Source organism: Campylobacter sp. LR264d (genome assembly GCF_008633895.1).
GTDB lineage: Bacteria > Campylobacterota > Campylobacteria > Campylobacterales > Campylobacteraceae > Campylobacter_D.
In genome coordinates, this window is the sequence record NZ_VJNT01000016.1 from 69,859 (window position 1) to 90,869 (window position 21,011).

Here is a 21,011-nt window from a genome sequence, read left to right on the forward strand (position 1 = left end):
CCTTTAAGAATATCTTGCGTTTTCATACTCGCAAGGGATTAAATAATTTTCTACATTAATTATTTTATCATAAAATTTATACTCATAGCCTAATTTAAACAAAATATTTAAGGCAAGCAATTGTTCTTCATTCATGGATATTGAATTTTTATTTGCGTATAGATTAAGATAGGTATCTAAATTTGTAGCATTGACCCTTATTAAATTTCGTTCAAATAACATTTTTGACATTATTTTTTTATTATTATGTGCTAAATCAACAGCTTTTGTTAAATCCTTTTCTATTAAAATTGCATCACTTATAGGCAAGGATCTTCTAAGTGCCATTCCACCAAGTGGTAATGGAATTTGTTCTTTTGCAAATTCTAGCCACAAATCCCAAATTTCAGTCTCAACGCATAAATTTTCATCAAAATCTAAAATGCTTTCATGTATTAACACACCAGCATCCACCTCGCCACTTAAAACAGCTTTTTCAATGTCTAAGAAATTCTTATAAACTATCCTAGCATCCTTATACTTCATACGAAAAAGTAAGGCGTTTGTGGTATTTGCCCCACTTAGTGCTACTTTGAAATTTTTTTTTAAAGTGGTATTCTTTTTTTTGATAAGCTTTGGTCCATAACCTTGCCCAAAACTTACAGCCGTTCTTAAAAGTGCGTATTCTTTTGCTATTAAAGGATAAACTCCAAAAGATATAGCACTCACATCAAATTCATTTTGCAGGGCAAAATCATTTAAGCTTTGTATATCAAGGGCCTTATTTTGATAATTAAAATTCCTAACCCAGCCAAATTTTATAGCCATATACATAAAAATATCATCTGCATCAGGAGAATGTGCTAAATTTATAGTTTTCATTGATTAAACCTTATTTTTATTAATCTTAAAATTCATTTTACACCCTTAACATTATAAAAAAATTTAGCCTTGAAATTTTAACAAAAAAAACTTATGTTAAAGATATCTTTGTAAAATTATAATTTAATTAAGTAAAAGGACTGCAAATGGATGATAATAAGAAAAAATCCTTAGACGCTGCTTTAAAAAGCCTTGATAAAGCCTTTGGAAAGGGTACTATTTTAAGGCTTGGAGATAAAAAAGTTGAAAAAATTGATGCAATTTCTACAGGTTCTGTTGGACTTGATTTAGCCTTAGGCATAGGTGGAGTGCCAAAGGGAAGAATTATAGAAATTTATGGACCAGAGGCCTCTGGTAAAACAACTTTAACTTTGCATATCATAGCAGAATGTCAAAAAGCAGGTGGAGTTTGTGCCTTTATAGATGCCGAACATGCCTTGGATGTAAAATACGCTAAAAATTTGGGCGTAGATACAGATAATCTTTACATTTCTCAACCTGATTTTGGCGAACAAGCTTTAGAGATTGTAGAAACTATAGCAAGAAGTGGGGCTATGGATTTAATAGTAATTGATAGCGTTGCAGCCCTTACCCCAAAAGCAGAAATAGAAGGCGATATGGGAGACCAACATGTAGGACTTCAAGCAAGATTAATGAGCCAGGCATTAAGAAAGCTTACGGGCATAGTTCATAAAATGAATACAACTGTTATTTTTATCAATCAAATTCGTATGAAAATCGGTATGATAGGCTATGGTACCCCTGAAACTACAACAGGTGGAAATGCCTTGAAATTTTACTCTTCGGTTAGACTTGATGTTCGAAGGGTTGCTACATTAAAGCAAAATGAAGAACCTATAGGCAATCGCGTTAAGGTAAAGGTAGCTAAGAATAAGGTAGCACCTCCATTTAAACAAGCTGAATTTGATGTAATGTTTGGCGAGGGTTTGAGTAGGGAAGGTGAGATTATTGATTATGGTGTAAAGCTTGATATTATCGATAAAAGCGGTGCTTGGCTTTCTTATAAGGATAAAAAACTAGCACAGGGTAGAGAAAATGCTAAAATCTTTTTAAAAGAAAATCCAAAAATAGCAGATGAAATTGTCGTAGCGATAAGCAATTCTATGGGCTTAGATAATGCTTTAACTTCAAATGAAGAAGATGAAGAGGAGTAAAAAATGCTAGTTATTGAAGATATTATGGCTTATGAGGTGCTTGATAGTAGGGGTAATCCAACTATCAAAGCAGAAGTTATTTTAAATGATGGTACAAGTGGTAGTGCTATAGTACCAAGTGGGGCAAGTACTGGTTCAAAAGAGGCCTTAGAACTTAGAGATAATGATGAAAGATTTAATGGAAAAGGCGTTTTAAAGGCTGTTGCAAATGTAAATGAAAAAATAGCCGATGAGCTTATCGGTCTTAATGCCTTTGAGCAAGGCATTATTGATGAAACCTTAAAAGAACTTGATGGTACGCATAATTACTCAAATTTAGGAGCAAATGCTACCCTTGGCGTTTCAATGGCTACAGCTAGGGCAGTTGCAAATTCTTTAAATATACCTTTGTATAGGTATTTAGGTGGTGCAAATGCTAGTGTTTTGCCCGTGCCTATGTGTAATATCATAAATGGTGGGGCTCATGCAAACAATAATGTAGATTTTCAAGAATTTATGATTATGCCTTTTGGTTTTTTAACCTTCAAAGAGGCATTAAGGGCAGTTTGTGAAATTTATGCTATCTTAAAAAAAGAATTAGCTAATCTTGGGCACTCAACTGCCTTAGGTGATGAAGGTGGTTTTGCTCCAAATTTAGCAAATAATACTGAACCAATAGAGCTTTTAATGACTTGCATTAAAAAGGCAGGTTATGAAAAAAATATAAAAATAGCTCTTGATATAGCATCTAGTGAATTTTACAAGGATGGAAAGTATCATTTAGAAAGTACGAGTTTGAGTAGCGATGAGCTTATTAAGCTTTATGTTGACCTTTGTGACAAGTATCCAATTTATAGTATTGAAGATGGCCTAGCAGAAAATGACTTTGATGGCTGGATAAAATTAACTGAAAAACTAGGCAAAAAAATTCAACTTGTGGGGGACGATTTATTTGTTACAAATGAAGATATTTTAAGAGAGGGCATTATTCAAAAAATGGCAAATGCTATTTTAATTAAGCCTAATCAAATAGGCACTATATCTCAAACCATGAAAACAGTGCGTTTAGCACAAAGGCATAATTATAAATGTATTATGAGTCATCGTTCAGGTGAAAGCGAAGATGCCTTTATAGCCGATTTTGCTGTAGCATTAAATACAGGTCAAATTAAAACAGGTGCACTAGCAAGAGGTGAAAGAACAGCAAAATATAATCGTTTATTAGAAATAGAACTAGTAAATAATGAGTATTTAGGAGAAAAACTCTGAGCGATTTACTTAAAGAATATGATGAAAGCACGAAAAAACGAGGTCTTTATGCTTCGATTTTAAAAATGTTTTTTTGGGCACTTTTAGTTAGCATAGGTGCTATTTATTTTGGAAATATGCTTTTTGGGCAATATTCCCTTGATACTATGTTATCATTAGAAGCGACAAAAAAGGATTTAAACAGAAAAATTTTGTTTTTAAAAGAACAAAATTCCAAGGCACAAAAGGATTATTTTGAATTACAAGGATTGTACCCAAATGAAAAATAAAATTTTATTATTACTTATATGTTTAGCTTGTTTAAAGGCAGATGATAACCCATTTGCTGTAGAACAAAATGCAAGTATTGTATTGCCTCAAGCCTTTCAAAGAGAAGAGATGAAATTTAATTCTGATGCAAGAATTTTAAAAAGTATAACTTTTAATTATATAAAGCTTGATGGCACTGAAGAAAGCGTGAGCGTGGATATTAATAAAAGTATTGATTGGCATGAAACCTATGCTTTTTCTCGTTCTAAAACCCCTGATGCTAGTCAAATTTTAGATGTATCAGTAACCATTCCTGAAAAAATAGATCAAAACATGGAGGCAAATAGTTCAATAAATATAGAAATGCCTTTACAAACCGAACAAATTTATGAATACATAGCTTATACAACCTATAAAAATAAGATTAAATTTAATACTCAAGATGAGATAATTTCTGATTTTGCAATAGGCAATCCAAGCAAGATAGTAGTGGATTTTAAATCAGATAAGATAAGTCCAACTAAGAACATAAGACTTAATAATTCTTTGTTTAAAAGGATTGATTTTGGCTCACATAAGGGCTATTATCGTTTAGTAATTTATTTGGATGGAAAATATAGCTATCATATAGATAAAGATGCAAATGGCTATACTATCAAACTTTTTTAAATTTTGTTTTTTTAATTTAATATTTGTAGATTTAGCAGTGGCCAATGAGCTTTTATTGTTTAGTAATTTTAACGAAAAAAATTTCAATGATGAAAACATAAAAGTCTTTATGATGAGTGAAAAGCTTGATGGAGTGCGTGGAATTTGGGACACAAAAAGCTTTAAAAGTAGAAAAAATTATATTATTAAGGTACCTAGCGATTTTATCAATAATTATCCACCCTTTGAGTTAGATGGAGAATTTTTCATACAAAGGGCTAGTTTTGATGAAATTTCAAGCCTTATTAGAAGTGATGATATTACAAATAAGCTTTGGGAAAGGGCTAGTTTTAATGTCTTTGACGTACCTAATGCTTGTAAAGAATTTAATCTAAATCCTTGCACACTAGAAAATCGCTTAAATATTTTAAAAGAGTATTTAGAAAAGTACCCAAACTCAAGGCTTAAAATCATACCACAAATTAAAATTCAAAATTTAGCACATTTAAAAACATATTATGAAGAAATTTTAAAAAAGGGTGGCGAAGGCTTAATTATCCGTAAAAATGAGCTTGATTATGAGAAAAAACGTTCAAATTTAGCTTTTAAATTTAAGCCTTTTTTTGATGCAGAATGTGAAGTTGTAGGCTATACAAAGGGCAAGGGCAAAAATATAGATAAGGTCGGGTCCTTACTTTGTAAAATGCAAGATGAAAGGGTGATTAAAATAGGCTCAGGCCTTAAAGATAAAGACAGAATCAACCCTCCACCAATCGGCTCAATTATCACTTATAAATTTAATGGTTTAACTAAAAATAACCTGCCTCGTTTTCCCGTTTTTTTACGCATTAGAAATTAAAAAAAATGTAAAAATTATATGCTAAAACTTATAGCAAGGCTTTATTTAACTTGACTTTGTAATATTTTTTCGTTAAAATACTTGCTTTATTTATTTCGGGGTGTAGCGCAGTCTGGTTAGCGCACCTGGTTTGGGACCAGGGGGCCGAAAGTTCGAATCTTTTCACCCCGACCATTTTTAAAATGGTGAGTGTAGCTCAGTTGGTTAGAGCATCAGATTGTGGTTCTGAGGGTCGTGGGTTCGAGACCCATCACTCACCCCACTCGGCGTTCGTAGCTCAACTGGATAGAGCGACAGACTTCGGATCTGTAGGTTATGGGTTCAATTCCTATCGGGCGCACCATTGTTTTGAGCGCTCATAGCTCAGCTGGATAGAGCAACGGCCTTCTAAGCCGTAGGCCAGAGGTTCGAATCCTCTTGGGCGTACCATTTTTTTGCGGATGTGGTGAAATTGGCAGACACGCCAGACTTAGGATCTGGTGCAAAAATGCGTGAAGGTTCAAGTCCTTTCATCCGCACCACTTCTTTATAAATTTTTTGTAATCTCATAAAAATTTGTGTTATAGCTAAAAATAGATATTAAAATTCGTTAAAGCGTATATTTTATCTGTATGTATTTGTTATAATTATTAGCAGTTTAGGATTTTATATAAATTATGGCGTTGATATTTATTTTTTAAACGATAAATAAAACATTTACATAAATTATATTTTTTTTCTAGGACTTAAATTAATGTTTTAAAATTACCTTTTGCTAAATTTCAAACTTAAACTTTTGCCTTTGTTGCTACATTTGGTGGAAGTGGTACATTTGTCTTTGTGGTTGCTAAATTTGGTTGTACATTAGCAACTGGTGGAAGTGGTACCTGGCTATCAATACCCTTTAAAAGTTCAAGCATTTCTTCAAATTCAAAATTTTCATTAGGTTCTTGCATCAGGAAATTTTGCATAAAATCCTTTTTTGCCACGGCTTCATCAAGTTCTTTATCTGTTCCTTTTTGATAAGCCCCAATCCTAAGCAATACTTCATTTTCCTTTAAAAGTGAATTTAAACGTTTAAATTTCATAACCAATGCCCTATGTTCTGGTTTTATAATATCATTCATTACACGAGAGGCCGAATTTTGTATATTAATAGGAGGATAAATACCATAATCAGTCATTTCACGGCTTAAAACAATATGCCCATCTAATATAGAACGACTCTGATCGGCAATAGGGTCACTCATATCATCCCCATCAACTAACACCGTAAAAAAGGCAGTTATAGTGCCCTTGCCCTCTTCTTTGCCTGCCCTTTCCATAAGTTGGGGTAATAAACTTAAAACGCTTGGAGGATAGCCCTTTGTAGTAGGTGGTTCGCCAAGGGCAAGGCCAATTTCTCTTTGTGCCATTGCAAAACGAGTAACACTATCCATTATGAAAAGCACGTCATGCCCCTTTTCTTTAAAGTATTCAGCCACACTCATAGCACAAAAGGCCCCGTATTTTCTCATCAAAGCACTATCATCGCTAGTTGCAGCAATAATAACTGTATTATCAAGCTTTCCATTAAGATTTTTTTGTATAAACTCAGGTATTTCACGGCCTCTTTCACCGATTAGGGCTACTACTTTTATGGTAGCCTTTGAATTTTTTACTATCATTCCCATTAAGGTAGATTTACCTACCCCGCTACCTGCAAAAATGCCTAGTTTTTGACCAACTCCACAAGTTAATAGCCCATCAATTGTCTTAACCCCAACTGGAAAAATCGTATCAATTAAACTTCTTTTCATAGCATCAATGGGTGCTTTCATAATAGGAATATAATGCGTTGGTTCTATATTTTCCTTGCCATCCTTTGCTCTCATGAATGGGTCAACCACTCTTCCTAAAAGCTCATCGCTAACGCCTATTTGCATTCCAGCATCGCTTATAAACGCCTTATCGCCGATTTTAAAGCCCTCTATAAAAGAAAATGGACTTAAATAACTATAATTATCCTTTATTTCAATAACCATAGCCAGAGTTTGTAATTTATCATTAGTATTTGAAACTAATTGTACTATATCGCCAATACCTGTTTTTAAGCCCTTAATCTCTAAGCTAGTTGGCGAAATTTTTGTAATTTCTCCAAAAACTACGCTTAAATTTTCTCGTCCTAATCTTTCCCTAAGTTTTTCTAATTTCATTAAAAACGAACCTGTTTAAAAGAATTTATCAAAGAAAAAAATTCCTTTCTAGTCTTTTCATCTTTTAAAAAAATGCCCCTAAGTGCAGAAGTTGAGGTAGTGCAATTTACTTTTTCCACCCCACGCATTTCAACGCATAAATGCCTTGCCTCAATAACCACGCCAACGCCCTTTGCTCCTACATTTTGCATTAAAGCATCTGCTATTTGTTCGGTTAATTGTTCTTGTATTTGAAGTCTTCTTGCAAAAATTTCAACTAATCTAGGAATTTTACTTAAGCCAACTACCTTTTTATCAGGTATATAAGCAACATGCACACGACCAAAAAATGGCAATAAATGATGCTCACAAAGGCTATAAAATTCAATATCTCTTACAATCACCATTTCGTTATTCGAACTTTCAAATAAAGCATTGTTTAAAATATCTTTTACATCTTTTTTATAGCCACTAGTAAGGTATTCAAACGCCTTAAATACGCGTTTTGGTGTATTTATAAGTCCTTCTCTGTTAGGATTTTCGCCTAATAATGTTAATATAGTTTTAATGCAATCTTGAAATTTTTCTTGCAAACTTAACTCCGTTATAGTAAAAAAATTTGCGTATTTTATCATAAATTGCTTTAAAAATTTTGCAATCAATAAGGAAAAATTTGCTATGATTACTCAAAAATTTTAGTTTTTAAGGGAAAATACAATGCAAGTTAAAGCAACACAACTAGACTCTGTTAATGCAAATGTAGATGCTAGTATTTCAAGCACTGCTATGCAAACGCAAATTCAAAAATTAGCCAAAGAAGCATCAAAAAGTGTTAAAATGGATGGTTTTAGACCAGGGCATGTACCTGTAAATGCAGTATTAAAAAGATACGCAAAAGAATTAAAGCAAGATGCAGAACAAAGATTATTAAAAGAGGTTATAGATTTAGCCTTAAAAGAACTTAAAAAGGATACAACTGAACTTGTAGGACAGCCTTATTTTGAAAAATTCGAACAAAAAGATAATGGCATTGAGACTAAATTGGTACTTTCATTTAGACCTAAGATTGAACTTAATGAGTATGAAAAATTAATTCCTAACTATGAGATACCAAAGGCTAGCAAGGAAGAATTTGAAGAAAAGAAAAATCAACTTTTAAGAAGATATGCTACAACTGAGACTGTGGATAAGCAAAGTTTAGAAGAAAAAGATTTTGCTAAATTTGATTTTGAAGGCTTTGTTGATGGGATTGCTTTTGATGGAGGTAAGGCTGAAAATTATGTATTAGAAATAGGCTCAAAGCAGTTTATCCCAGGTTTTGAAGATGGCATGATAGGCATGAAAAAAGGTGAAGAAAAGGAGATAAAGGTTAAATTCCCGGATAATTATAATGCTAAAAATTTAGCAGGAAAAGAAGCTATCTTTAAGGTAAAATTACATGAAATTCAAGTCTTAAAAATGCCAGAAATTAACGATGAACTTTTAAAAAAGCTTTTGCCAAATGAAGAAAAGCCAAGCATTGAACTTTTAGATAAACAAATAGAAGAACAAATTCATAATGAAAAATTGTATAAATTAATAAATGAAGAATTAAAGTCAAAATTTGTAGATTCTTTGATTGAAAAATTTGATTTTGATTTACCTCATGGCATAGTAGAACAAGAAACAGATATACAATTTAGAAATGCTTGGGTAAATTTTAGCGATGAAGAAAGGCAAAGTTTTGCTAAGGACAAGGATAAGGCAAAGGAAAAAAGAGATAGCTTTAAGGATGATGCAAAAAAAAGCGTTAAATTTACCTTTATAGTTGATGAGTTAGCAAGACTTAGAAAGATTGAAGTAAGCGACCAAGAACTCGTACAAGCAGTTTATTTTGAAGCCTATCGTTATGGAATGAATCCTAATGAACATTTAGAAAATTATAAAAAACAAGGTGCCTTGCCAGCCTTAAAAATGGCTCTTGTAGAAGAAAAACTTTTCCAAGATATTTTTATCAAAAAATAAGGACGTATAAATGAATATCCCTTTTGTTGTAGAAAAGACAAGTAGAAGTGAGAGATCTTATGATATATATTCTCGCTTATTAAAAGATAGAATTGTAATGTTAAGTGGTGAGATTGAGGACAATATGGCATCTTCAATAGTAGCCCAGCTTTTATTTTTAGAAGCAGAGGACCCACAAAAAGATATTTATCTTTATATAAACTCACCAGGTGGAGTTATAACAAGTGGTCTTAGTATTTATGATACTATGTGTTATATAAAACCTGATATTTGCACTATTTGCATAGGACAAGCTGCTTCTATGGGTGCCTTTTTATTAAGTTGTGGTACTCAAGGAAAACGTTTTGCCTTGCCAAATGCTAGAATTATGATTCATCAACCACTAGGTGGGGCTAGAGGTCAAGCAACAGATATTGAAATTCAGGCCAAAGAAATTTTGCGTTTAAAAGCAGTTTTAAATGAAATTTTAGCAAAAAATACCAAGCAAAAATTAAGCAAGATTGCTAAGGATACGGATAGAGATTTTTTTATGAGTTCAACCGAGGCTAAGGAATATGGCATTATTGATAAGGTTTTAGAAAAAAGCTTTAAGTAAGGTATTTTTGTGATAAGAAAGATTATAACCTACCCAAATAAGAGACTTTTTTTGACCTCAAAAGAAGTGCTTGAATTTGACTCAAAACTTCATATTTTACTTGATGACATGTATGAGACTATGATAGCAAATAATGGCGTAGGTATAGCAGCTATTCAAGTAGATGTGCCACTTCGTGCCTTGCTTGTAAATATACTTGATGAAAATGAAGAACAAAAAAAAGAAAATTTACTTGAGATTATAAATCCTAAGATAACCCCACTAGGAGACGAGCAAATCACTTGTACAGAAGGATGTTTAAGCGTGCCTGAATTTTTTGAAGAAGTAAATAGGTATAAGCATATTTTATTAGAATATCAAGATCGCTTTGGCGAATTTCAAAGACTTGAAGCAAGTGATTTTTTAGCAGTTGCAATCCAGCATGAAAATGACCATTTAGATGGACATCTTTTTATAGAGAGAATTTCTTATCTTAAAAGAAAAAAATTTGACACAGAATTTAAGAAAAAACAAAAATTAGCTAAAAAAAATGAAAAAGCTTAAATGTGTTAGTTTTGATGATAATCTTGATTTAATCGATGTTGAGTCTGTTTTTACTAAGGGATTACCTGGTTTTAGCATAGTAGGACTTGCAAATACAGCTATTAAAGAAAGTGTTGAACGTATTAAGGCTGCCTTAATAAGTTGTGATTTTACTCTACCTGCTAGGAAAATCACTATAAATTTAAGCCCTTCAGGTATTCCAAAAAAGGGCTCTCATTTTGATTTAGCAATCGCAAGTTTAATCTTAATGCAAAATGATGATATAGATGAGTTTTTTGTCCTTGGAGAACTAGGGCTTGATGGTAGCATAAAAAGTACAAATGAGCTTTTTTCCTTGCTTTTATTTTTAAGCACAAAGCTTAAAACTGCCAGGGTTGTAGTGCCAAAAAGCATAGCCATGAAGGCAAGTATGATTCCTAATTTAGAAATTTATGGGCTTTTAAATTTAGATGAAGTAGGAGAATTTTTTAAAGAAAAAAATTATGAAAAATTTCGAGTAAATAAGGCTCATCCACTCTTTGAAAAGCCTTTGATTATAGACAATGAAATTTTTATAGAAAATTCAGATTTTAAATTAGATTTTTTAGATATAAAAGGGCAAGAAAATGCTAAAAGGGCTTGTTTAATCGCAGCCCTTGGTATGCATAATATTTTATTTGAAGGAAGCCCTGGAAGTGGTAAAAGTATGTGTGCTAAACGTTTAGTTTATATTATGCCACCTCAAAATTTAAAAGAAATTTTATTACAAAATGCTTATTTATCTTTAAATTCAAAAAACTGCGAATTCACAAAAGAAAGGGCTTTTCGCCACCCTCACCATACAAGCACCATGGCTAGTATTTTTGGAGGCGGGGTTAAAAATGCTAAGATTGGCGAGGTTGCCCTAGCAAATGGAGGAGTGCTTTTTTTTGATGAATTTCCTCATTTTTCAAAGCAGGTTATAGAAAGTTTAAGAGAGCCCTTGCAAGATTATAAAATTCATATTTCAAGGGTAAATTCAAAAACTACTTATGAGACAAAATTTAGCTTTATAGCAGCACAAAATCCTTGCCCTTGTGGAAATTTATTTTCTAAAAATTTAGATTGTAGGTGTTCTGAGATTGAGATTAAAAAGTATAAAAATCGTATTTCAGCTCCCATTATGGATAGGATTGATTTATACGTTGCTATGGATGAGATTAGCAAGGATGATAAGCCAAGTTTTAGTTCAAAGGAGTTAAGCGATATGGTCTTAAATGCCTTTAAATTTGGCAAAAAAAGAGGTCAAAAGGAATTTAATGGTAAATTATGCGATGAAGATTTAAAGCATTTTTGCATTTTAGATAAGGATGCACAAGGAGTTTTAGATGTTGCAATTTCGCGTTTTAAATTATCTCAAAGAGGTATTAATAAAAGCTTAAAGGTTGCTAGAAGTTGTGCTGACCTTGATGAAAGTGAGCTTATCAAAAAAGAACACCTTTTAAATGCTTTAAGTTATAGACAAAGGATATAAATGAAAAAATGGCTTTTTTTAATACTTTTTGCTACAAAATTATTTTGTAATGTTGATTCTTCAAATTGTACCTATGTAAGTGCTGATAACATGCTATTTATAGCTATTACTCATAATTGCAATACTATAGTTTGCGATAATATCCAAGGTCAATTTGCTAATTATAAAACAAAAAAGGTTTATACTTTTAAGGGTAGTGTTAAGGGAAGTTCGTATAATAATTTAGAATTTAAATTTAAAAATATAACAGATTCTTATATTATTCGCCAAAATGAGTTATTTACTATACAATATAATAATTTATTACAAACTACTCCCCTTACGCCATGTAATAGCAACTCAAGCCATTCTTTGCAAAGAATTTTTTATGGGAAAAGTAGATGAGTGAGCTTGAAATTTTACTTTTTATACTTTGCATTTGTTTAATTATTTTTTCTTTATTTATGCTTTATAAATACTATAAAATAGGCATACAAAAAGCACAACTTCTTATAAAAAATGAAATTTTAGAACAAAGCCTAAATGAAAATAAGACAAATGCTGATAAGCAATTAAAAGAAAGTGAAAATTTTTTTTCACAAAATAAATTTTTATTAAATGAGAATTTAAAAGAATTATTAAAGCCCTTTGAAGACAATGTTAAAGAATATGCAAAACGTTTAAATGATAACGAGGTTAGCCTTAAAACAAATATAGATAATATATTTAAATTTACTAATCAATTAAATAAGGATGCAAATAATTTAACTAGAATTTTAAAAGGCGATAAAAAAGTTCGTGGAAATTTTGCCGAAATGCAACTTCAAAGCTTACTTGAAAATAGTGGTTTAATCTTAAATGAACACTACACACTGCAAGTACCTGTTAAATACGATAAAAAAACTTATATTGCCGATGTTGTCTTGTCTTTAACAAATGAAAGAAAAATAATTATTGATTCAAAATTTTCCCTGCCTGATGAACTTAATTTTGAAAATATTGATGATGAAGCGTGTTTAAGTTTGGCGAAAAATTTAAAGGCTAGGATAGATGATTTAGGGACAAAGCCTTATGTTCAACTTGATTATCAAACTTATGATTTTATTTTACTTTTCATACCTTATAATAATTTATTAGATTTAGCATTAAATGTTGACAAAAATTTATACAAATACGCACTTGATAAAAAGATATATTTAGTTACGCCTTATACCTTGTTTATGGCACTCAAAACCATACAAATTTCTTGGAATAATACTAAAAGTAGAGAAAATTTAATAAATGCCTTTGAGGCCTTTTCAAAATTTCATGATAAATTTGCAAGTGTGATTGATGATTTTAACAAGCTTAAAAGAGTGCAAGATATCTTTATAAACAATATTGCAAATATAGACAATAAATTAATAAGTGGTCAAGGAAGTTTAAGTTCTCATGTTAAAAAACTTGAAGAATTAGGCGTTAAAACTCAAAAAATTTTACAGGAACAAAGATGAAAAGAATTTTTAATGATAGCAATTTTTTAGATGAAAATGCTAAAAAAAAGGGTTTAGATACTATTATTTTAATGGAAAATGCAGGGGCTAATTTAGCTAAAATTATTAAAAAAGCTTGTAAAAAAAGAAATATTAAAAGGGCTAAAATTTTATTTTTACTAGGTGGTGGAAATAATGCAAGTGACGGGCTTGTAGCAATGCGTCATTTAAAAAGGGTTAGTGCTTTTAAACTTAATTTTATGGAAAATGAAAATTTTAAAAAACAAGAAAGTATTTTAAAAAATTATAATTTTAAATTTTTAGAAAAGGAGCCAAATTTTAAAAAATATGAGGTGATTGTTGATTGTATTTTAGGAACAGGGGTTAAAAGAGAACTTGATGAAAAAACTTGTGAAATTTTAAATAAAGTAAATGAAAGCAAGGCCTTAAAAATAGCTTGTGATATACCTACAGCACTTGGTCAAAAAATTTGTTTTAAGGCTAATATTACAGCTTGTATGGGTGCTTTAAAAGAAATTTTACTTGAAGATTTTGCAAAAGAATTTGTTGGAAAAATAAAACAAGTAAGGCTTGGAATTTCAAATAAAAAATTTATTCCAAATGCTGATTCTTTTTTACTTCAAAAAAAGGATTTAACATTAATAAAAAGAAAAATTAATGCAAATAAGGGAAATTTTGGGCATATTTTTATAGCTGCAAATGCAAGTGCTGGTTCGCTAAGTGCCCTTGCTGCACTTAATTTTGGGGCCTCTCTTGTATCCTTACTTGCTAAAAAAAGCTTTTCTCCTCTTATAATGTTAAAAGAAAAATTAAGCAAGGAAGCTAAGGTAGTAGCAATTGGAATGGGACTTGAGGATTTAAGCATTTTAAAAAATCCCTTGCTTGATAATTTAGCTTTGGTGCTTGATGCAAATTGTTTTTTAAGCAAGGATATTTTGCCACATTTAAAAAGGGAAAATGTAGTTTTAACCCCTCACCCAAAGGAATTTTCAAGGCTTTTAAAGCTTTGTTTTAACGAAGATATAAGCGTTGATGAAATTCAAAAAAATCGCTTTTTTTATGCTAGAAAATTTAGTCTTGCTTATCCTTGTGTTTTGGTTCTAAAGGGGGCAAATCCTATAATTTGTCAAAAAGAACAAATCTTTGTTGTAAATCTTGGCATGGCAGGTCTTGCAAAGGGTGGAAGTGGGGATTGTTTAAGTGGAATGATAGCTTCAAATTTAGCTACAAATTTCACCCCTTTAAATGCAGCAAGTAACGCCGTACTGGCCCATGCTTTAGTTTCTAAAAAATATAAATTTAATCAAAATAGCTTTGATGCTTTAAAATTAATAAAGGGTTTAAAATGCTTGTAAAATTGGCAGTTTTATTTAGTGGGAATGGAAGTAATTTAGAAAATATTTTAAATAAATTACATAAAAAAGCTATAAACAATAATAGCTTTGAGATTGTGCTTTGTTTGTGTAATAAAAAAGATGCCTTTGGTATACAAAGGGCTAAAAAATTTGGACTTGAAACGATAATAATTGAAAATAAAAATTTTCAAAATAGGCAAGATTTTGATAAAGTTTTGGTTGATGAAATAAAAAAAAGTGGGGCTCATTTAACGATTTTAGCCGGGTTTATGCGAATTCTTAGCCCTGTTTTTACGCAAAATATAAAAGCCATTAATCTACACCCATCGCTTTTACCACTTTTTAAAGGGGCAAATGCCATAAAAGAAAGCTTTGAAAGCGATATGAAGGTAGCTGGGGTAAGCGTTCATTTTGTAAATGAAGAATTAGATAGTGGAAAAATCATAGCTCAAAAGGCCTTTGAAAAAGGGAATTTAAATTTTAAAGACTTTGAAAAAAAGATACACGAACTAGAATACGAACTTTTACCTCAAGCTATAATTTCGCTTTTTGAGTAATCTTATTCAAGTCTTAAATTAATGCCATCATCTTGTATAACTTGTGCAATAGAAGCTGGCATATAAGCTGCTATGCTTTCAAGATTTTCCCTGCTGCTTAAAGTGCTATCAAGGGCTAATTTTAATTCTAAATTTTTAGCCACTAAAACCTTACCTGTAGTAAGAGAAACTATTTTAAAATTAACCAAAGCATGAGCGTTTAGGGTTTGCATAAAGATATAATTTGTATCTAAAACATAAAAATCCTTTAAATAAATTATAATCAAATAATCAGTGAATTTAGAATACATCTTATTTTTATTTTTTTCTTGTTTTAAATAAGGACTCACATCAACTATACTAAAATAGCCACTTGGTTGTAAAGAATTTAAAGTTTTTTGAGTTTGATATAAGCCGTTTGCTTGTGTGTTCGCCTTGTATAATCTAAGGGAATTTATAATTTTTTTTGCAAAAAGCTTAGATAAAATCGCAGGTCTTATATCAAGTTCGTTTAATCTATAACCAAAGGTACTACTAACACCTATTAAAATGCCAAAGTCAATATTTTTATCTTTTTTTGCCCTAGCACTTTTTCTCGCTTCTTCTTCTCTTATACTAGAAGTATCAAGCAAACCCTTTTGTTCATCAAGTTTTTGTGTAGGCATATTTTGATTAAGTTCTATGATATTTAATCTATCCTTGCTTTTGTCTATTTTTATAACCTTTTTTTGAGAAAAATTATTAGAAAGTATTATTTCTTGGGCAAATATTAATAAACAAAAAATTATAAAAAATTTCATTATTATCCTTTTTAAAGGCTAAATTATACTAAAAAATTTTAACAAAATTAGCAATAAAAATTATTTTTTAAGTTTTGATTTATTTATAGAAATTCTTCTAAGAATTCTTTTTTAGCAACTGCTATAAAAGGGCTAGTGGTAAATTTTTCGCTATTATAATCTAGCAACCTGGCATTAAAATTACACATAAAACCTCCATTTTTATGTATTAAAAAATCACCAGCCGCTAAATCCCAAATATGTAAACTTTCAAATCTCTTATAAACCCCTGCCTCGCCTTGCAAAAGTAGACCAAATTTTAAACCTGAACCACATTTTATAGTTTCAAGTTTATTAGTTTGTATAAAATTTTCATCTTCCTTGCTTGGATAATGAACGCTTAAAAGGGCTTTAAATTTGCCTTTTTCAAAATTATTTGTATTTAAAATTTCATCATTTTTATAAAGCTTACTATCTTTGTGAGCGTAAAAAATATCATTAGTTATTGGACTTTTAATAAGTCCTAAGATAGGTCTATTTTTATGAATTAAGCTTATCATAACGCAAAATTCATTTGAATTTTTTAAAAAACCATTTGTACCATCAAGTGGGTCAATTAACCAAAAATATTCTAAATTCTTTCTTTCATCAAAGGATAATACCCTTTCTTCTGAACAAATTTTAATATCGCTTTTAGCTAAAATTTCACAAATTATCTCATTTGACACAAGGTCAGCAGAGCTTAAAGGACTTCCATCATCCTTTTTAAAAACCTTAAGTTGTTTTCTTTCATTTAAAATAGCCTTAGAAGCTTGATTTGCAGCATCTAAGGCTAAATTCAAACAAGTGTCTAAATTCATCTTTGTTTTTCGCCAAGATAAAGTTGGCGAGGGCGAACAATTTTTAAACTAGCTTGTTCTTTTAATTCTATCCATTGGGCTATCCAGCCAGGTGTTCTACCTATAACAAAAAGTGTAGCAAACATTTCATTTGGAATGCCTAAGGCCTTTAAGATAAGACCACTATGAAAGTCCACATTTGGATATAAATTTCTTTGTACAAAATAATCATCTTGCAAGGCTATTTCTTCGATTCTACTTGCTACTTTAATTAAATTTGTATCTATGCCAATTTCATCGATTAATTGGTCTCTTAATTTTTTAAGCACCTTTGCCCTAGGGTCAAAATTCTTATAAACCCTATGACCAAAGCCCATTAATCTAAATGGGTCGTTTTTATCCTTTGCCTTTTTAATAAATTCATCAACCCTATTAACTGTTCCTATTTCTTCAAGCATTCTAATAACGCCTTCATTTGCCCCACCATGTGCATGTCCCCATAAAGCACCGATACCAGCACTTATACAAGCATAAGGGTGAGCGTGAGTAGAACCAACAGCCCTAACCGTAGAAGTAGACGCATTTTGTTCGTGGTCAGCATGTAGCATAAACACAGTATCAAGTGCCTTTACTTCTATAGGTCTAAGTTTTACATGGTCATATGGGTAAGTTCTTAACATATAAAGGAAATTTTCAGTAAAACCTCTATCTAAATTTGGATAAGCCATAGGAAAGCCGTTTTTATAGCGATAAGCAGTGGCCACTATAGTGGGAATTTTTGCAACAATTCTTGCGGCCATTTCCATATATTCTTCTTCTATGTCCATATTTAAATGATCAGGATAAAAGGTAGAAAGCGAAGCAACTGCAGCTTGTAAAACAGCCATTGGGTGTGCATTATCTGGGAAAGCATCAAAAAGTTTATGCATACCTTCATGTATAAAAGAGCGTTTTTTAAGCTCATATCTAAAATCATCCAATCTTTTTTCGTCTGGCAAATTTTTATAAAGCAGTAAATGCACGACATCTAAGAAAAGTTTATTTTCTGCAAGCCACTCAATAGGATATCCTCTATGCAATAAAACACCATTTTCCCCATCTATATAGGTAATTTCTGACTTACAAGTAGCAGTTGAAGTTAAACCCTCATCATAAGAAAACATTCCTGTTTGTTTATAAAAACTAGACATATCCACAACACTTGGACCTAAACTTGCATCATAAATAGGAAATTCGTAGTTTTTACCATCTCTATTATCTGTGATTGTAATTGAATTTGACATTTTTTCTCCTTGTTTTTGGTTTGGTTAATTTACATATTGTAACAAAAAAAGCTTTTATTAAAATTTGACTAAATTGATTTAAGTAAAATATATTTTTTTTTGAGTAAAAAAGTAACTTAAACACTATTTTTAAAATGTGCTATTAATTTAATTAAACTCATTACAAATAAGGCTTCAAATAAGGCTGTTAAAATAAGGGCTGAGTAAAAATTTTCATCTATTAATTTTGCAGAATAAGAAAGCGTAGCTGTTGCGATAAGTAATGTTAGGGGCATGGAATGAGAAAGGGTAAATAAAATAGTGTGTAAAAAGCCTAATTTTTTTACAAAAACCATAGCACTGATAAATCTTATAAGTATCATTGCAAACATTAAAACAAGGGCTTTTAATAAAATTTTATATTCTAAAACTATTCTTAAATCAACAGTGCTTCCTATATAAATAAAAAAAATCGGTATTAAAAAACCATAGCCAAAGCTTGAAAGTTTGTATTCTAAATCATATTTGTGATTAAAAAATGTAGCTATAAATGAACCTGCCACAAAGGCTCCAAGCACCACTTCTAACTCGGTTAAAAACATAGCTATAATAATAAGTATAAAAATGGCTACGCAAAAACGAATATCCCTTTCGTTTTTATCCTCCCAAGGCATTAATATAATTTTAAGCTGAGGATACCACCAAAATAAAATTCCAAGTAATTTAAAGCCAAGCAAACAAAGAACTAAAAAGACACATAAGTAAAATATATTTTGTGCTACTAAAATAAGGCTTGAATTTTCACGCAAAAATGCACCCATTATAGTTAGGGCTATGATTGAAACTACTTCTGCTATTGTAGCAATTAGCATAGAAGTATTTAACCAAAATGCCTTTTTACCAAATTCTTTAAATAGAATAGTTAAAAGCCCCACACTCATAACAGGCATGATTAAAATAAATATTAAAGAAAGTTCAAAAATCCATACTATAAGTGTTGAAAGTATGTAAAGTAAGCTTATGTATAAAAAAGCCTTTTTTGCAATACCTTTATCTATGTAAAATAAATCGCGCAAATTTACTTCCATTCCAGCAATAAACATTAGATAATAAAAGCCAATATTTGCTAAAAGTTTTAAATTTTCACTCTCACTAATAAGTCCAAAATACGCCAAAACAGCACCTAAAATCAACTCAGCCACCGATATAGGTAAGCGAAAAAGCTTAGCTAAATAAGGCGAAGCCAGTAAACAAAGGGCTATTAAGGCTAAAAATTGTAAATCATTTAAATTAGTGGCACTTTGTTGCAAAAGCAAATCCCATATTTCTTAACTTTTTTATGTCCTTGCTAGGTTCTTCTCCCTTTGTAGTAAGATAATCACCCACCACAATGGCACCTGCTCCATTTTCAAAAATTTCATATTGTCTATTACCTAAAATTACTTCCCTGCCACCTGCTACCATTACGACGGTTTCGCCTAAGCATTCTTTAGTATCTTTGATAATTTTAAGGGCTTCATCGGCATTAAGGGGTGGAATTTGTAAATTTAAATTTTTATTTGCTATAAAGAAATTTACAGGACTTGAAAAGGGTTTTAGTTCTTTTAGCGAATTTCTTAAACTAATCCTATCTTCATTACTTTCTCCAAGTCCATAAATTCCACCACAGCAAAGCATAAGCCCTGCTTCTTTTGCGTTTAAATTTGTCTCAAAACGACTCTCCCAAGTATGAGTTGTACAAATTTTTGAAAAAAACTCACGGCTAGTTTCAAGATTGTGATTATAAGAAAAAATGCCTACTTTTTTAAGTTCTTTTAAATGTTCTAAATTAGCTTGTCCATTACAGGCTATTAAAAGCAAATTTGGTACTTCTTTTTGCACAGCACTAGCTGCACGACATACATATTCAAGTTTTTCATCATTTAAACCAAGCCCAGCAGTAACAAGACAAAAGCCAAGAGCTTCATTTTTATAAGCTAGTTTTGCTTCTTTAACTATTTGTTCTATAGGCTTTTGTTTATATTTTTCAATATCTGTTTTTACAAAGGCACTTTGAGTACAATACTTACAATCTTCACTACAATTTCCACTAGCTATATTACAAATAGCACAAAGCATAATTTCCATATTTTTTCCTTTTTTTAAAATGTGAAACTTTAGCAAAAGTTTCCTTAAATTTATTATTTACAAAAATACATTAAAATTATAAAAATTGTTAAAGGAGTTAAAACATGAAAGTATTTAAAATTTTAATTTTAAGTCTTTTTTGTGTATTAAATTTAAGCTTTGGTAAAGATTCGTCGCAAAATTTAAAGATTGCCGTCCTAGCAGCAAATGGCAAAACTGGCTCTTTGATAGTAAAAGAAGCACTAGATAAAAAGGTACAAGTTACAGCCTTTGTAAGAAATTCTACTCAAAGACTGCCACAAAATGCTAGTATTATTAAAAAAGATATCTTTAATCTTACAAGCGATGATTTAAAAGATTATAATGTAATAATTGATGCTTTTGGAGAATGGAAAGATTTATCCTTGCATAAAAAACATATGCAACATTTAATTAATATTTTAAAAGATAATAATGCTAAATTTATAGCAATAGGTGGGGCTGGAAGCTTGTTTGTAGATAAAGAACATCAAATTAGATTAATGGATAGTCCAAATTTTCCTGATTCTTATAAGGGTGTTGCAAAGGCCACGTACGAAGCTTTTGAGGTGTTAAAAACTTCTAATCTTAATTATATTTATGTAAGCCCACCAGCTACATATATAGCAGATGATAAAAAATCAGGTTATATTTTAGGAAGTGATGAGTTATTTACAAATTCAAACAATGAAAGCAGTGGAAGTTATACTGACTTAGCTGATGCAGTTATTGATTTAGCCTTAGATAAAAATGCTAAAACAAAAACTCATGTTAGTGTGGTGAGTAAATAAACATT

General features: G+C 30.8%; 22 protein-coding genes and 5 tRNA genes. 19 read left to right on the top strand and 8 right to left on the bottom strand.

All coding sequences use genetic code 11. The annotated features are described in order from the left end of the window. Positions 1–3: 3 nt before the first annotated feature. Entirely contained in the window at positions 4–861 is an 858-nt protein-coding gene (locus FMM56_RS03985; RefSeq protein WP_150140182.1) for a menaquinone biosynthesis family protein, read from the bottom strand. A 146-nt stretch (positions 862–1,007) separates the two neighbouring features. On the opposite strand from FMM56_RS03985, the gene recA reads away from it, so the two are divergent. The 10 genes from recA to FMM56_RS04035 all read left to right on the top strand — a co-directional run bounded on the left by recA (position 1,008) and on the right by FMM56_RS04035 (position 5,561). Continuing rightward, positions 1,008–2,036, top strand: a complete 1,029-nt coding sequence (gene recA / locus FMM56_RS03990) for a recombinase RecA (protein ID WP_150140184.1) — start codon at positions 1,008–1,010, stop codon at positions 2,034–2,036. Between the two features lie 3 nt (positions 2,037–2,039). After that, entirely contained in the window at positions 2,040–3,284 is a 1,245-nt protein-coding gene (gene eno, locus FMM56_RS03995) for a phosphopyruvate hydratase (protein ID WP_150140186.1), read from the top strand. A gap of 65 nt (positions 3,285–3,349) precedes the next feature. Next, entirely contained in the window at positions 3,350–3,553 is a 204-nt protein-coding gene (locus FMM56_RS04000; RefSeq protein ID WP_150140188.1) for a hypothetical protein, read from the top strand. After that, positions 3,543–4,202 carry an AMIN domain-containing protein gene (locus FMM56_RS04005; RefSeq protein WP_150140190.1) on the top strand — a complete coding sequence of 220 codons (660 nt, stop codon included), beginning with the start codon at positions 3,543–3,545 and terminating at the stop codon, positions 4,200–4,202. Before FMM56_RS04000 ends, FMM56_RS04005 begins: the two co-directional genes overlap by 11 nt. Further along, on the top strand, positions 4,177–5,040 hold the full coding sequence (locus tag FMM56_RS04010; RefSeq protein ID WP_223810191.1) for a DNA ligase: 864 nt from the start codon (positions 4,177–4,179) through the stop codon (positions 5,038–5,040). The genes FMM56_RS04005 and FMM56_RS04010 overlap by 26 nt, the downstream gene beginning before the upstream one ends. Before the next feature lie 96 nt (positions 5,041–5,136). Continuing rightward, positions 5,137–5,214: transfer RNA gene (locus FMM56_RS04015), tRNA-Pro, on the top strand. A gap of 11 nt (positions 5,215–5,225) precedes the next feature. Then, a tRNA-His gene (locus tag FMM56_RS04020) sits at positions 5,226–5,302 on the top strand. Between the two features lie 4 nt (positions 5,303–5,306). Continuing rightward, positions 5,307–5,383, top strand: a tRNA-Arg gene (locus FMM56_RS04025). Positions 5,384–5,392: 9 nt separating this feature from the next. After that, positions 5,393–5,469, top strand: a tRNA-Arg gene (locus FMM56_RS04030). Between the two features lie 7 nt (positions 5,470–5,476). Beyond that, positions 5,477–5,561 (top strand) — tRNA-Leu (locus FMM56_RS04035). 246 nt (positions 5,562–5,807) lie between these two features. Here the strand turns inward: FMM56_RS04035 and fliI are convergent. Then, the gene (fliI, locus tag FMM56_RS04040; protein WP_150140194.1) at positions 5,808–7,214 is read right to left on the bottom strand and encodes a flagellar protein export ATPase FliI; all 1,407 of its coding nucleotides are present in this window, start codon (positions 7,212–7,214) and stop codon (positions 5,808–5,810) included. Beyond that, entirely contained in the window at positions 7,214–7,786 is a 573-nt protein-coding gene (gene folE / locus FMM56_RS04045; protein ID WP_150207902.1) for a GTP cyclohydrolase I FolE, read from the bottom strand. The genes fliI and folE overlap by 1 nt, the downstream gene beginning before the upstream one ends. A gap of 124 nt (positions 7,787–7,910) precedes the next feature. Here folE and tig point away from each other — a divergent pair, with 124 nt between their 5' ends. The 8 genes from tig to purN are packed head-to-tail and all read left to right on the top strand — an operon-like array spanning position 7,911 to position 15,211. Beyond that, on the top strand, positions 7,911–9,197 hold the full coding sequence (tig, locus tag FMM56_RS04050; RefSeq protein WP_150207843.1) for a trigger factor: 1,287 nt from the start codon (positions 7,911–7,913) through the stop codon (positions 9,195–9,197). Between the two features lie 10 nt (positions 9,198–9,207). Then, positions 9,208–9,792: an ATP-dependent Clp endopeptidase proteolytic subunit ClpP gene (gene clpP, locus FMM56_RS04055; RefSeq protein WP_150140199.1), complete on the top strand. Its 585-nt coding sequence runs from the start codon at positions 9,208–9,210 to the stop codon at positions 9,790–9,792. A gap of 9 nt (positions 9,793–9,801) precedes the next feature. Next, on the top strand, positions 9,802–10,335 hold the full coding sequence (def, locus tag FMM56_RS04060; RefSeq protein ID WP_150140201.1) for a peptide deformylase: 534 nt from the start codon (positions 9,802–9,804) through the stop codon (positions 10,333–10,335). Further along, on the top strand, positions 10,322–11,827 hold the full coding sequence (locus FMM56_RS04065) for a YifB family Mg chelatase-like AAA ATPase (RefSeq protein ID WP_150140203.1): 1,506 nt from the start codon (positions 10,322–10,324) through the stop codon (positions 11,825–11,827). Before def ends, FMM56_RS04065 begins: the two co-directional genes overlap by 14 nt. Next, complete coding sequence (locus FMM56_RS04070; protein WP_150140205.1) at positions 11,828–12,211, top strand: hypothetical protein; 384 nt, start codon at positions 11,828–11,830, stop codon at positions 12,209–12,211. Next, a complete protein-coding gene (locus FMM56_RS04075) occupies positions 12,208–13,299 on the top strand; it encodes a DNA recombination protein RmuC (protein ID WP_150140207.1) in 1,092 nt (363 codons plus the stop codon). Before FMM56_RS04070 ends, FMM56_RS04075 begins: the two co-directional genes overlap by 4 nt. Further along, the gene (locus FMM56_RS04080) at positions 13,296–14,654 is read left to right on the top strand and encodes an NAD(P)H-hydrate dehydratase (protein ID WP_150140209.1); all 1,359 of its coding nucleotides are present in this window, start codon (positions 13,296–13,298) and stop codon (positions 14,652–14,654) included. The genes FMM56_RS04075 and FMM56_RS04080 overlap by 4 nt, the downstream gene beginning before the upstream one ends. Continuing rightward, a complete protein-coding gene (gene purN, locus FMM56_RS04085; RefSeq protein ID WP_150140211.1) occupies positions 14,645–15,211 on the top strand; it encodes a phosphoribosylglycinamide formyltransferase in 567 nt (188 codons plus the stop codon). The genes FMM56_RS04080 and purN overlap by 10 nt, the downstream gene beginning before the upstream one ends. A 2-nt stretch (positions 15,212–15,213) precedes the next feature. Here the strand turns inward: purN and FMM56_RS04090 are convergent, their stop codons facing one another. The 5 genes from FMM56_RS04090 to FMM56_RS04110 form a co-directional block, all read right to left on the bottom strand. After that, positions 15,214–15,990, bottom strand: coding sequence for a hypothetical protein (locus FMM56_RS04090; protein ID WP_150207845.1), 777 nt, complete (start codon positions 15,988–15,990; stop codon positions 15,214–15,216). A gap of 83 nt (positions 15,991–16,073) precedes the next feature. Continuing rightward, entirely contained in the window at positions 16,074–16,829 is a 756-nt protein-coding gene (locus FMM56_RS04095; RefSeq protein WP_150140215.1) for a 3'(2'),5'-bisphosphate nucleotidase CysQ, read from the bottom strand. After that, positions 16,826–18,091, bottom strand: coding sequence for a citrate synthase (locus FMM56_RS04100; RefSeq protein WP_150140217.1), 1,266 nt, complete (start codon positions 18,089–18,091; stop codon positions 16,826–16,828). Before FMM56_RS04100 ends, FMM56_RS04095 begins: the two co-directional genes overlap by 4 nt. 116 nt (positions 18,092–18,207) lie before the next feature. Then, complete coding sequence (locus tag FMM56_RS04105) at positions 18,208–19,380, bottom strand: cation:proton antiporter (RefSeq protein ID WP_150140219.1); 1,173 nt, start codon at positions 19,378–19,380, stop codon at positions 18,208–18,210. After that, complete coding sequence (locus FMM56_RS04110) at positions 19,361–20,218, bottom strand: biotin synthase (RefSeq protein WP_317845487.1); 858 nt, start codon at positions 20,216–20,218, stop codon at positions 19,361–19,363. Before FMM56_RS04110 ends, FMM56_RS04105 begins: the two co-directional genes overlap by 20 nt. Positions 20,219–20,301: 83 nt before the next feature. Here FMM56_RS04110 and FMM56_RS04115 point away from each other — a divergent pair, with 83 nt between their 5' ends. After that, positions 20,302–21,006 carry an NAD(P)H-binding protein gene (locus FMM56_RS04115; protein WP_150140223.1) on the top strand — a complete coding sequence of 235 codons (705 nt, stop codon included), beginning with the start codon at positions 20,302–20,304 and terminating at the stop codon, positions 21,004–21,006. Positions 21,007–21,011 lie beyond the last annotated feature (5 nt).

What these genes read in the sequence shown, in the direction of transcription:
- eno (WP_150140186.1), top strand. Translation starts at nt 2,040, where the DNA reads ATGCTAGTTATTGAAGATATTATGGCTTATGAGGTGCTTGATAGTAGG.
- FMM56_RS04075 (WP_150140207.1), top strand. Translation starts at nt 12,208, where the DNA reads ATGAGTGAGCTTGAAATTTTACTTTTTATACTTTGCATTTGTTTAATT.
- FMM56_RS04010 (WP_223810191.1), top strand. Translation starts at nt 4,177, where the DNA reads ATGGCTATACTATCAAACTTTTTTAAATTTTGTTTTTTTAATTTAATA.
- purN (WP_150140211.1), top strand. Translation starts at nt 14,645, where the DNA reads ATGCTTGTAAAATTGGCAGTTTTATTTAGTGGGAATGGAAGTAATTTA.
- FMM56_RS03985 (WP_150140182.1), bottom strand. Translation starts at nt 861, where the DNA reads ATGAAAACTATAAATTTAGCACATTCTCCTGATGCAGATGATATTTTT.
- FMM56_RS04095 (WP_150140215.1), bottom strand. Translation starts at nt 16,829, where the DNA reads ATGAATTTAGACACTTGTTTGAATTTAGCCTTAGATGCTGCAAATCAA.
- FMM56_RS04005 (WP_150140190.1), top strand. Translation starts at nt 3,543, where the DNA reads ATGAAAAATAAAATTTTATTATTACTTATATGTTTAGCTTGTTTAAAG.
- tig (WP_150207843.1), top strand. Translation starts at nt 7,911, where the DNA reads ATGCAAGTTAAAGCAACACAACTAGACTCTGTTAATGCAAATGTAGAT.
- fliI (WP_150140194.1), bottom strand. Translation starts at nt 7,214, where the DNA reads ATGAAATTAGAAAAACTTAGGGAAAGATTAGGACGAGAAAATTTAAGC.
- FMM56_RS04100 (WP_150140217.1), bottom strand. Translation starts at nt 18,091, where the DNA reads ATGTCAAATTCAATTACAATCACAGATAATAGAGATGGTAAAAACTAC.
- FMM56_RS04115 (WP_150140223.1), top strand. Translation starts at nt 20,302, where the DNA reads ATGAAAGTATTTAAAATTTTAATTTTAAGTCTTTTTTGTGTATTAAAT.
- FMM56_RS04070 (WP_150140205.1), top strand. Translation starts at nt 11,828, where the DNA reads ATGAAAAAATGGCTTTTTTTAATACTTTTTGCTACAAAATTATTTTGT.
- FMM56_RS04090 (WP_150207845.1), bottom strand. Translation starts at nt 15,990, where the DNA reads ATGAAATTTTTTATAATTTTTTGTTTATTAATATTTGCCCAAGAAATA.
- FMM56_RS04080 (WP_150140209.1), top strand. Translation starts at nt 13,296, where the DNA reads ATGAAAAGAATTTTTAATGATAGCAATTTTTTAGATGAAAATGCTAAA.
- recA (WP_150140184.1), top strand. Translation starts at nt 1,008, where the DNA reads ATGGATGATAATAAGAAAAAATCCTTAGACGCTGCTTTAAAAAGCCTT.
- FMM56_RS04000 (WP_150140188.1), top strand. Translation starts at nt 3,350, where the DNA reads ATGTTTTTTTGGGCACTTTTAGTTAGCATAGGTGCTATTTATTTTGGA.
- clpP (WP_150140199.1), top strand. Translation starts at nt 9,208, where the DNA reads ATGAATATCCCTTTTGTTGTAGAAAAGACAAGTAGAAGTGAGAGATCT.
- FMM56_RS04065 (WP_150140203.1), top strand. Translation starts at nt 10,322, where the DNA reads ATGAAAAAGCTTAAATGTGTTAGTTTTGATGATAATCTTGATTTAATC.